This window comes from Helicovermis profundi (assembly GCF_033097505.1).
GTDB lineage: Bacteria > Bacillota > Clostridia > Peptostreptococcales > Acidaminobacteraceae > Helicovermis > Helicovermis profundi.
Genome location: NZ_AP028654.1, coordinates 1,703,594 through 1,715,782, shown reverse-complemented (window position 1 = coordinate 1,715,782; position 12,189 = coordinate 1,703,594). Strand labels below are relative to the sequence as shown.

Genomic DNA, 12,189 nt, shown 5'->3' with positions numbered 1-12,189 from the left:
TTATAGGTTGATTTTATGATGGGGGATAAATTGATAATTGAAATAGAAAATTTAAATAAAAATTATAATGAAAAAGTTATTTTTAATAAATTTAATTTATCAATAAAGAAAGACATAATTACAGTAATTCTTGGACCTTCGGGTTGTGGCAAAACGACATTACTAAACTTATTATCAAAAATTGACCTTGATTATAAAGGAAGTATTAATATTAATTCTGATAAATTAAGCTACGTTTTTCAAGAAGATAGATTATTGCCTTGGTTAAATGTAAAAGAGAATATTATGTTTGTTAATGACAAACTTACAGAAAAAAAAATTAATGATATTCTAAAAGATTTGAACTTAGAAAAAGAAATTAATTCATATCCACAAAAACTAAGTGGGGGTATGAAACAAAGGGTTTCTATTGCAAGAGCATATTCGTATGACTCTAAAATTATGCTGATGGATGAACCTTTTAAATCTCTAGATATTCTACTTAAGAAAGATTTACTTGGTAAATTAGCAGCCTTATGGGACAAAAATAGAAATTCCATTATACTTGTAACGCATGATCCATTAGTAGCTTCTTTACTAGCTGATAGGATTGTTTTTTTATCTAAAAGTCCTGTGAAAATTTTAGGCGAGATAGAATTAGATTTAGATAAAAAATTAAGGTTTAAAAATAGTGAATATGTTGAAAATATAACTGAAGAAATTCATAGAATACTTGGAGAGTGATATTATGAAAAAAATTATGATTAGTATAGTGATTTTTATTATGATTTTTTCGATAGTTGGCTGTACTGCAACTAAATCCGAAGAAATAGATTTAAATTCAGATGATAAAACTAATAACAAAACTGTAGACGTGAATGATGATTCTACTAAGGTAAAAACTGTAGATGTTAATATAACTGTACCTGCAGGTTCAACTGCACTTTCAATGGTTAAACTGATAAAAGATGGAGTAGATATTGAAGGGTATAATGTAAATATCGAAGTTATTAAAGCTACAGATTTATTAGCTTCTAAAGTTCTAAGTGGAGAGTCGGATATGGTTCTTCTTCCAACAAATTTAGCTGCAAAACTTTACAACAAAGGTGTGGATTATTCACTTAAGAGTGTTAATGTATGGGGTTCATTGTTTTTAGTAAGTGCAGAGCAATTAACTAGCATTAAAGATTTAGAAGGCAAAACTATTACTATGATAGGAAAAGGACTTACTCCAGATATATTAATGAAGTATATTTTAAAAGAGAATAATGTAAAGGATGTAGAATTTAATTATGTTAGTGGTGGAAGTGAATTAGCTCCTTTGTTTTTATCGGGAAAAAGTAAAATATCTATTATGCCTGAGCCTGTATTATCGATAATTTTATCTAAAAAACCGAATACAAAAATTGTTTTAGATTTTCAAAAAGAATGGAAAAGCATATCGGGTGGTGACTCGAGCTATCCGCAAGCCGGAATATTTGTTAAAAATTCCTTTACAAGTAGTAACAAAGAATTCGTTGAAAAATTTATGCAAAAATATAGAGATGCAAGTGAGTGGGTTAATACTAATAAAGAAGAGGCTGGAATCTACTACGAGTCATTAGATTTAGGTCTTCCTGCAAAAGTGATTGAAGAATCAATTGAACGTTCTAATATACATTTTGAAACAGCACTTGAAGCTAAGGATGATTTAAACAAGTACTATAATGTTTTATTTGATAATTCTAAAGATTCAATTGGAGGAAAGGTGCCAAGTGAAGATTTCTACGGGAATTAGTAATATTTTTAAAATAAATAAATTAAAGTCTGTATTATTAATTGTTTTAGTATGGCAAATTATTAATATGATTGTAGGTAAAGATTATTTAGTACCTTCACCATTTGAAACTTTACAAAGACTTTTAGATATTATTGTTAATATAAATAGTTTGTTCAATATTTTAATTACGCTTTGGAGAATGGTCTTTAGTTTTCTTTTATCATTTATTTTTGGAATTGTTCTAGGAGTGCTAAGCGGTGTTAAGGAAAATGTAGAAGAAATTTTAAAACCATTCGTTAATATACTTCGTTCTACTCCAACTATGTCAATAATATTACTTTCACTTATTTGGCTTGGATCGGAAGGAACAGCTATTTTTGTATGTGTATTAATTGTTTTTCCTATTGTATATACTAATATTCTAAAAGGAATGAAAAACATTAATAATAAATATATAGAAATGGCAATGGTATATAAAGTTTCAAATATAAAAATATTAAGGTATATTTATATACCATCAATAATGCCTTTTCTTATAAGTTCAATTTCTTTAGGACTTGGATTAAATTTAAAAGTTTTAATAGCTGCTGAAGTTTTAAGTCAGCCCAAGTATGGTATAGGATCAATGCTTTATAATTCAAAAATAAATATTGACACTAGCGCAGTTTTTGCGTGGTCAATTATTGTAATACTAATCACAATAATCATTGAAAAATTGGTATTAAAAAACATAAAAGGAGCTAATAATGGAATATTTTAGATTAATCGCGGGAATAATATTTTTGGTTATGACTTATTATATTTTAGAAAATAAGTTATCATTTTTAAAAAAATTAAAGAAAAAACCATATCTTAGAATGGTTGTATTATTTATTTATATGTATTTAGGGGTGACATTCTTAAAAAATATTTAGATTGCTGAACTTTATTATTATTTTATGTATTATTATTCGCAATTTTCTTGAATCTATATAATAATAATGATACAATGTTAATGCATTTTTAATAATATTATAGATTACGTTTGTAAAAGCTTTCGTTTTTACAAACGTTTTTAATTGATTAATGGAGTGAAATATGACTAATAGAATTGCAGTACTTGGTGGACCAAGATGTGGTAAAACAACACTTATTCAGCAGTTATATGTTGAGATGAAAATAATTGGATTAAATGTTGGCTACGCTTTTGAATACTCGACTGAATATTTAAGAGATAAAGGAATGATTGAAACAATTTCAGAGCAATATGGTATTTATTTAGGTCAAAAAAGATTAGAAAGTAAATTGTCTGAATTTGATTATGCACTTACCGATTATGCAACTTTTGTTCCCTATATTTATGGAAGATTTATGCTTGGAGATAAAGAAAGAACAAAAAAAGAGATTGAAATTCTTAAAGATTTATATATGCTTGCACTTGAAGATCTTGCAAATTATGAAACAATATTATATTTGCCAAGGGAATTTGGTTATGAGAAAGATGGGGTTAGATGGCAAGATGAAGAGATTGCCAAAGAAATTGACGATGCAATTCTTACATTTTTAAAATCTGAAAACATTAAGTATATGGTCGTTTCTGGTTCAACTAAAGAGAGAGCTAGTAAAATATTGCACCATTTAAATTTAGAACCTGTAGAAGATTCTGTATCGTCTGCATTTTTAAAAGAATAGTAAAAAGAACTAATAAAATTGTTATTTTATTAGTTCTTTTTTGTTATAATTAACAAAGCAAGGTAGGTGAAAATATGTTTATTAAAAGTTATAAAAACAGATTACTATTATATATTAGTTCTACTATAATAATATTTTCAATATTTATTATTCTATATAATACTCAATTTTATTACAATAATCTTTTAGAAGTTTCAAATAAAAAAAATCTTAGTTTTACAAAAAATGCATCTATCGCCTATTCAGAATGGATAAAAAAAAATATGCGAGAGTTAGACGTTTTTTCAAATTTGGATTTAGTTAAAAATTATAATGATAATGATTCCAACCAAAGGGATGCACTAAATTTGATTTTGAAATTAAGTGGAGAAAATAGTTTATTTGACTACTATTATATTTCAAATAATAGTGGATATTTTTTAGCATCGAATCTTAAGGGGAAAAGAAGTATTGTTGAAAGAAATTATTTTACTAGAGTTATTTCAGGCCAAAATACAGTTTCAAATGTTATTAAGTCATCAATTGATAAGAGAAATGTAATTGTTTTTTCTGTTCCTATATACAAAAATGAAAAAATAATTGGTGCTCTTTCTGGTGTTAAATATTCTAATTCACTAGATTACTTGATGAAAAATTTTGGAGAAAACAAATATTCAAATTCTTATATAATTGACGAAAATGGGAACATTTTGTCCTCAAATGATATAAAAAGATATAATTCTTCGTATAAATTGAAAAACATTTACAATATAAAGCCATCAACAAAAAAATTCCTAGGTTTTGATAATGTTGGCTATTTAAATACTTATAAATCAAATGATATTAATTTTTTCTTTTATGATATTCAAAATACTATGAACTGGAAAGTTATAAGTTATTCTGATTTAAATGAAATAAGGACAAAAGTTTTTCATAGCATAATGTTTGAAGTTGGTTATATTACAATACTGTTGTTTTTAGGCGCAATATTTATTAATAAAAATTCTCAAATGATTCTTGAACCACTAAGTTCTTTTGGAATAATTTTTGATGAAGTTACAAGTGGAAATTACGATATTAGGGCAAAAAAATATAAAATCATTGAGATTGAAAATATGAGTCATAAATTCAATATGCTAATGGAAAAAATAGTTGATGTTTTATTTAAAGATAGATTAACTAAAATGAATAATTATAATTATTTTATTTTTCAGTTAGAAAAAAAATTTGATAATAGAAATAGCAGTTATAATAATAAAATTGGTGTATTACTATTTGGAATTGATAATTTCAAACTACTTAATGATACGTTCGGTTTCGAAATTTGTAATAAATTATTAGTAGAAACTAGTGAGCTTGCCTTGTCAAGTTTAAATGAAGACTTCACCTTTAGTAGACTTGGTGGAGATGAATTTGCGATATTAATTACTTGTGAAGATCCAGAACTTGAAAGTTATAAAATATTTAAAAAACTAAATAACCAGTTAAATAATGGAGTGGATTATGGAAGTGGAAATGTAAATTTATCAATATCAGCAGGTGTTACAATTGTTAATATGGAAGAAAACTACTTAGAAGTAATGAATAATGCATATATTGCGTTAAATAAAGCTAAAAATAGACATAATAGTAGCATAGAAATTTTTAACGATGAAATAAAGTACGATATATATGAAGTTGCAGAATTATCTCTATTAATGAAAAATGCAATGGAAAATTCTGAAATTACTATTAATTATCAACCGATTTATTCGCATAAGCAAAATAAGATAAGGGGATTTGAATCACTTATTAGATGGGAATCTAAAACAATTGGTATAGTAGAACCAGTTAAATTTATACCAATTGCAGAAAATAATGGTATGATTTTACCTATTGGAATTTTTGCACTTGAAAATGGCATTATTGATATTTTAAAGTTGAATTCAAAGTTTAACGAAAATTTTATTCTTCATCTTAATGTTTCTTATATTCAATTACTTAATACAATTTATATAAATAAACTTGAAGAATTATTAGATAAATACAAGTATGACCCCAAAAATATTGTTTTTGAAATTACCGAAAAAATACTGCTTGATGAGAGTGGTGATATTATTACTAATATTAGACGTATTAAAAGATTGGGTTGTAGGTTTGGACTTGATGATTTTGGAAGTGGATTTACGTCGATAACAAATTTAAATAAAAATATTTTAAGTATAGTTAAGATAGATAATAAGTTAATTGATAATTTTCAAGATGAATCAATAAAATTGATAATTGAATCAATAATTTTAATTGCAAAAAAATTTGGACTTTATATTATTGCTGAGGGCGTAGAAAATAAAAATCAATTTGATTATTTAACTCAAAATGGTTGTGACTTAGTGGAAGGACATTATATTTTTAAAGCTAAAAATATTGATAATGTAATAAAAAAATTAGAAGAATTTTATTGACTTTATTTTTTTCTATATTATACTTTATTAATGTAGGATGAGTTGGAAAAAGTATTGTACTAAGATTAGTACTAAGATAAGAGAGGAAAAAATGAATATTTTAGATAAACTTACAGAGTATATAAATGAGAATAATATTGACTATAATTTTATAGCAAAGGAATTAGAAGTTGAGGCGAAGGAATTAAAGAAAAAATTGCTTTGGGATAAGAATATGTTAATAAGTGAAATGGAAGATATATTTACTTTACTTAATATAAGTTATGAAGATCTTGTTTTAAATAGTGAAGGCAATATTATTAAACAAATATCTTTTGATTCAAGCATCGAAGATATTATGGAATCGCTTTCAGAGGATGAACAAGAATTTGTTCAAGAACTTATGAGATTAGTTGAAAGCAATACACAATTAAAAAATGAAAAAAGTAGAAAAATGTATATTAATTAAATTATATTTTTAGATGGAGCTATTAATTTAGCTCTTTTTTTTATGCGGATTTTACAGAACGAAAGGTGTAATAATACCTCCTAGGAGTGAAAATCAATTTATTTGTCCGATGCTTAGTACTAAATGATAGTAATAAGTATTATGAGTAGTTGACAAAAGAGAATATGTTTCGTATAATACTTGATATTAGTACTAGGTAATAAAAGTGGAGGAAATATGAATAATAACGATATTAAAGAATTAATGACTCATATGGTAAATTGTAATTTGAAAAATTTTGAATATAGTAATAATGGTATTACTTTAAAAATTGAAAACTATGATATTTATGAAAATCAATTTGATAATAAATTATCAAAAAAGATTAAAGTGAAAGAATTTGATGAAAGCTTAAATGACGTAAATGATAACTCTAATACTACTAAAGAGACAAGAAATAATTTTGAAGCAGTTAAATCTCCAATTGTTGGAGTCTTATATGAGTCGCCATCACCTGATAAAGATGCTTTTGTGAAACTTGGAGATATAGTAAAAAAAGGTGATGTCGTATGTATTGTTGAGGCAATGAAAGTAATGAATGAAATTACCGCAGAATTTGATATGAAAATTATTGAAAAAAACGCAAAAAATGAGGATTTGCTTGAATATGGTCAGATAATTTTTACAGTTGAAAGAGTATAGGTGAATTATGTTTAAAAAAATATTAATTGCAAATCGCGGTGAAATTGCTGTTAGGATTATAAGAGCTTGTAGAGAAATGGGGATTGTAACGGTAGCGGTATATTCTGAAATTGATAAAAATGCACTACATACACAACTTGCAGATGAATCTATATGTATTGGATCAAATAAAGCTAGTGACTCATATCTTAATATGAAAAATATACTTTCTGCAACTATAAATTCAGGAGCGGATGCAATTCATCCGGGCTTTGGTTTTTTATCAGAGAATCCAAAATTCGTACGTATGTGTGAAGAATGTAATATAGTATTTATTGGTCCCTCATCAGATGTTATAGAAAATATGGGTGATAAGTCAAAAGCTCGTGAAATGATGATAAATGCTGGTGTACCAGTAGTTCCAGGTTCCGATAAAATTCTTGAAGATTTTGAAGAAGTTAAGAAAATGGCAGATGAAATTGGATTCCCTGTTATTATAAAAGCTTCAAATGGTGGTGGGGGAAAAGGTATGAGGATTGCATATACCTCTATAGAGTTAGAAAATGCTTATAATACTGCAAGAATGGAAGCAAAAGCGTCTTTTGGCGATGACCTTATGTATATGGAAAAGTACTTAGTAAATCCAAAACACATTGAATTTCAAATACTTGCAGATAACTTCGGAAATATTGTTCACCTTGGTGAAAGAGATTGTTCGATGCAAAGAAATAATCAAAAAGTGATGGAAGAAGCACCTTCATCAATAATTGGTCAGGATTTAAGAGAATTGATGGGCAATACTGCAGTAAAGGGTGCTAAGTTTGTTAATTATACAAGTGCAGGTACCATGGAATTTTTACTTGATAATAATAACAATTATTATTTTATGGAGATGAATACAAGAATACAAGTTGAACATCCCATAACCGAATTAATTACAGGTATTGATTTGATAAAAGAGCAAATAAAAATTGCTGCAAATATTAATTTAAACTATAAACAAGATAATATAAAAATACATGGACATGCAATTGAATGTAGAATTAATGCAGAAAGTCCAAAGAAAAATTTTATGCCTTCACCAGGTGAAATTAGCTATATAAATTTACCTGGTGGTTATGGAGTTAGAAATGATATTTCTATTTATACTGGCTACAAAATACCACCAAATTATGATTCGATGCTTGGAAAAATAATTGTACACGCAAATACTAGAGATGAAGCTATAAATATTATGAAGAGATCACTTGGTGAATATATTATAAAAGGTGTAGAAACAAATATTGATTTTCAGTATGATTTAATATCAAGTAATGAATATATTAGTGGAGAATTTACTACTGGATATGTTAGTGAGTTTATAAAAGATTACATTTGATTTTTTCGAAGGAGGATAGAGAAATGCTAAAAAAATTATTTAAAAAAACAAACTATATATCTTTAAATAATGTAAATAGTGAATTGAGAATAAATAAACCTAGTATACCAGATGGAATGTATATAAAATGTAAAAAGTGCTTAGAAATGGTATACAGCGATGACTTAGAAAAAAACTCATATATCTGTCCTAATTGCGGAAATCATTTTAGATTAACGCCGATTGAAAGAATAGATAATATTGCAGATAATGATTCATTTATTGAAATGTTTGAGGAACTTGAAAGTATTAATCCTCTAAATTTTGATGGTTATAATAAAAAAATTGAAAAAAATAAAAATAAAAGTGAAAGAACAGAAGCTGTTTTAGTTGGAACATGTGAAATTGATAATGCAAAGGTTGCAATTGGAGTAATGGATTCAAGTTTTATGATGGGTTCAATGGGAAGTGTAGTTGGTGAAAGAATAACATTAATTACTGAATATGCAACAAAAAACAGATTACCGTTAATTATTTTTACAGCGTCTGGTGGTGCTAGAATGCAAGAAGGAATTTTTTCTTTAATGCAAATGGCAAAAACTTCTATGGCGATTAATAAACATTCAAGAAAGGGAAATTTATATATTTCAATTTTAACTGATCCAACAACTGGTGGTGTAACAGCAAGTTTTGCAATGCTTGGTGATATTATTATTGCAGAGCCTGGTGCATTAATAGGTTTCGCAGGTCCAAGAGTGATTGAACAAACAATTAGACAGAAATTACCACAAGGATTTCAAAGATCAGAATTTTTACTTGAACATGGATTTATTGATAAAATTATTGAAAGAGAAAAACTTAAAAAAAACATTTCATTAATTCTATCTATTCATAGGGAGGATTCGTTAGACTATGCATAATAGAGATGAAGTATCAAAAGTTTGGAGAAAGGTAGAACTTGCAAGGCATAAAGATAGACCGACTACCTTAGAATATATCAGTCTTATATTTGAAGATTTTATTGAACTTCACGGTGACCGCTTATTTTCTGATGATAAGGCTATAGTGGGTGGTATTGCAAAAATTGATGGAATGCCTGTAACTGTTATAGGACATCAAAAAGGGAGAAACGTTACAGAAAATATTAAAAGAAATTTTGGTATGGCTCACCCTGAAGGCTATAGAAAATCACTTCGACTTATGAAGCAAGCTGAAAAATTTAATCGACCTATAATTTGTTTCATTGATACACCAGGAGCATACTGTGGTATAGAAGCTGAAGAAAGAGGTCAAGGTGAAGCAATTGCCAGAAATTTATTCGAAATGGCTGATTTAAAGGTTCCAGTAATTTCAATAATAATAGGTGAAGGTGGTAGCGGAGGAGCTTTAGCACTTGGTGTAGGAAATAAAGTTTATATGCTTACTAATACAATATATTCAATACTTTCACCAGAGGGTTTTGCGACTATATTGTGGAAAGATTCTAGCAAAGCAAGATATGCATCTGAAATAATGAAAATTACAGCAGAAGATTTGCTTGGATTTAATATTATTGATGAGATTATTGAAGAAGATGAAAAAGGCGCGCATATTAATATTGCAAATACAGCTAAAAAATTAAAAAAACAACTTTTATTTGATTTAAATGGATTTAAAAAATTAAATGGAACTGAATTAGTAGAACATAGATATAACAAATTTCGAAATATGGGTGAATTTAATACAATGTAGTAGAAAAAGTAAGTTAGATTATTCTAACTTACTTTTTCTAGTTAATGAAATAATTATTTTATGATATAATGAAATAAGTTTATTTTTTAAGAAAAAGAAGCAGGTAAATGGGGGTAATATGAATTTAGAGAGAAATATATCATTAAGCCAAAAGGCTAAAATTCAAATTCTTGATCACATAAAAAAGAGTGCTTTTAAAGTAGATGAAATCCTTCCAAGTGAAGCGACTCTTGTAAAAATGTTAGGAGTAAGTAGATATACAGTTAGAGAAGCTCTTGCACTTCTTGAACAGGAGAGAATTATCTATAAAATAAAGGGTAAAGGAACTTTTTTAAATAGAAGGCCAACTTTAATTGAATCAGGTCTTGAAAAACTAGATAGTATAACAGAAACTATTAGAAAATTTGGAATGATGCCAGGTACTAAGTGGATTGGTGTAGAAGTAAAGAATCCAAGTGACGATATGATTGAAAAATTAAAATTAGAAGAAGGAGAAAAAGTTGTTACATTTAAGAGGCTAAGAACAGCTGATAATAACATAGCTTCTTACTGTATTGATACTATGCCGGTCAAATATTTCGAGCATATTCCTTACGATATATCAGAAGAATCTATGTTTTATTATCTTGAAAAAGAGCTAGGAATATATGTTGAATCTGCTATTTCATATATTATGCCTACAAGACCGTCTATGGAAATGATTAATGAACTTGATGTTAAAATTGATCAGCTTTTTATTATGTTACATCAAATACATTTTGATAAATCTGGAAAACCTGTACTCTATTCAAATGATTACTTTAATCCAGAAATTATAAAATTTAAAATAAATAGATTTAGAGAGGAGAGATAATGAATATATTAATTAGGAATACCAAACTACTTACTATGAAAAAAGAAGAAATAATTATTTCAAACATCGGAATAGTTGAAGATGAAATTGCATTTATAGGAAATGTTCCAGACGAATTTATACCAGATGAAATTATAGATGGAGAAAATTTTATAACAATGCCAGGTTTAATTAATGCACATACCCATATAGCAATGTCTCTTATGAGAAATTATGCTGACGATTTACCATTTTGGCCTTGGTTAACTGAAAAAATATGGCCGCTTGAAGAGAAACTTGAAGGAGAAGATGTTTACTGGGGTTCGCTTTTAAGTATTGTAGAGATGATTAAATCTGGTATAACTTGTTTTAATGATATGTATTTTTTTATGGATGATGTTGCAAAAGCTGTCGAAATTAGTGGTATAAGGGCTAATTTATCAAGAGGTCTGACGGGAGAAGGAAGAAGCGATGAAGCAATAGCTAAATTAGATGAATCTTTTAAGTTGTATAAAGATTGGAATAATAAAGCGGATGGTCTTATTAAGGTAGAACTGGGTCCGCATGCTCCATACACTTGTGACAATGAATATTTAAAAGAAATTTCAAAAAGAAATGAAGAATACGATCTGGGGATACATATTCATTTAAGCGAATCGCCTAAAGAAGTTGAAGACTCATACAAAGAATATGGAATGTCGCCAATTGAAAAGGTTGAAAAAACAGGCTTGTTTAAGTATAGAACTATGGCAGCTCATTGTGTTCATATTTCAGATAATGATATTAAGATTTTAAGTGAAAATAATGTTACAGTTTTAAATAATCCAGGTAGTAATATGAAACTTGCAAATGGCTTCGCAAAAGTAAAAAAATTAATTGATAATGGAGTAAATGTTGCACTTGGAACAGATGGATCTTCATCAAATAACAATTTAAATATGTTTGAAGAAATTAATTACGCAGCTCTAATTAATAAGGCTCTTTCAAATGAACCAACTGATATACCAGCATTTGAGGCGCTAAAAATGGCAACGATAAATGGTGCTAAGGCACTTGGTAGGGAAAAAGAAATTGGAACAATAGAGGTTGGAAAAAAAGCAGATATTATTATGATTGATATTGAGAAACCACATTTTTATCCAAGGTATAATTTAATTTCTTCTTTGGTTTATTCTGCAAGTGCAGCTGATGTTTGTAATGTTATAATTAATGGCAAAATTATTATGAAAAATTATATTGTTGAAACAATCAATGAAAGAGAAATTATGCATAAAGCAAATGAAAAGGCGATGGAGCTAGTAGACAGAATTAACTAATATGATATGGAGGTTT

The 12,189-nt window shown here is 27.4% G+C and carries 13 protein-coding genes; all 13 read left to right on the top strand.

The window, feature by feature from the left end; translation table 11 throughout:
- Positions 1-30: 30 nt before the first annotated feature.
- Positions 31-723, top strand: coding sequence for an ABC transporter ATP-binding protein (locus AACH12_RS07540; protein ID WP_338534827.1), 693 nt, complete (start codon positions 31-33; stop codon positions 721-723).
- 4 nt (positions 724-727) lie between these two features.
- Positions 728-1,756: an ABC transporter substrate-binding protein gene (locus AACH12_RS07535; protein ID WP_338534826.1), complete on the top strand. Its 1,029-nt coding sequence runs from the start codon at positions 728-730 to the stop codon at positions 1,754-1,756.
- Positions 1,734-2,498 carry an ABC transporter permease gene (locus AACH12_RS07530; protein ID WP_338534825.1) on the top strand — a complete coding sequence of 255 codons (765 nt, stop codon included), beginning with the start codon at positions 1,734-1,736 and terminating at the stop codon, positions 2,496-2,498. The genes AACH12_RS07535 and AACH12_RS07530 overlap by 23 nt, the downstream gene beginning before the upstream one ends.
- On the top strand, positions 2,485-2,652 hold the full coding sequence (locus AACH12_RS07525; protein ID WP_338534824.1) for a hypothetical protein: 168 nt from the start codon (positions 2,485-2,487) through the stop codon (positions 2,650-2,652). The genes AACH12_RS07530 and AACH12_RS07525 overlap by 14 nt, the downstream gene beginning before the upstream one ends.
- A 163-nt stretch (positions 2,653-2,815) precedes the next feature.
- Entirely contained in the window at positions 2,816-3,409 is a 594-nt protein-coding gene (locus AACH12_RS07520; RefSeq protein WP_338534823.1) for an ATP-binding protein, read from the top strand.
- A gap of 74 nt (positions 3,410-3,483) precedes the next feature.
- Positions 3,484-5,829, top strand: a complete 2,346-nt coding sequence (locus tag AACH12_RS07515; RefSeq protein WP_338534822.1) for an EAL domain-containing protein — start codon at positions 3,484-3,486, stop codon at positions 5,827-5,829.
- A 91-nt stretch (positions 5,830-5,920) separates the two neighbouring features.
- Positions 5,921-6,277 carry a hypothetical protein gene (locus tag AACH12_RS07510; RefSeq protein ID WP_338534821.1) on the top strand — a complete coding sequence of 119 codons (357 nt, stop codon included), beginning with the start codon at positions 5,921-5,923 and terminating at the stop codon, positions 6,275-6,277.
- A gap of 216 nt (positions 6,278-6,493) precedes the next feature.
- The gene (locus AACH12_RS07505; protein WP_338534820.1) at positions 6,494-6,958 is read left to right on the top strand and encodes an acetyl-CoA carboxylase biotin carboxyl carrier protein; all 465 of its coding nucleotides are present in this window, start codon (positions 6,494-6,496) and stop codon (positions 6,956-6,958) included.
- 7 nt (positions 6,959-6,965) lie between these two features.
- On the top strand, positions 6,966-8,315 hold the full coding sequence (locus AACH12_RS07500) for an acetyl-CoA carboxylase biotin carboxylase subunit (protein WP_338534819.1): 1,350 nt from the start codon (positions 6,966-6,968) through the stop codon (positions 8,313-8,315).
- 23 nt (positions 8,316-8,338) lie between these two features.
- Positions 8,339-9,214 (top strand): acetyl-CoA carboxylase, carboxyltransferase subunit beta, encoded by an 876-nt coding sequence (accD, locus tag AACH12_RS07495; protein ID WP_338534818.1) that lies wholly within the window; start codon positions 8,339-8,341, stop codon positions 9,212-9,214.
- The gene (locus AACH12_RS07490) at positions 9,207-10,025 is read left to right on the top strand and encodes an acetyl-CoA carboxylase carboxyltransferase subunit alpha (protein ID WP_338534817.1); all 819 of its coding nucleotides are present in this window, start codon (positions 9,207-9,209) and stop codon (positions 10,023-10,025) included. The genes accD and AACH12_RS07490 overlap by 8 nt, the downstream gene beginning before the upstream one ends.
- Positions 10,026-10,143: 118 nt before the next feature.
- Positions 10,144-10,878 (top strand): GntR family transcriptional regulator, encoded by a 735-nt coding sequence (locus AACH12_RS07485; protein ID WP_338534816.1) that lies wholly within the window; start codon positions 10,144-10,146, stop codon positions 10,876-10,878.
- Positions 10,878-12,173, top strand: coding sequence for an amidohydrolase (locus AACH12_RS07480; RefSeq protein WP_338534815.1), 1,296 nt, complete (start codon positions 10,878-10,880; stop codon positions 12,171-12,173). The genes AACH12_RS07485 and AACH12_RS07480 overlap by 1 nt, the downstream gene beginning before the upstream one ends.
- The last annotated feature ends 16 nt before the right edge of the window (positions 12,174-12,189 follow it).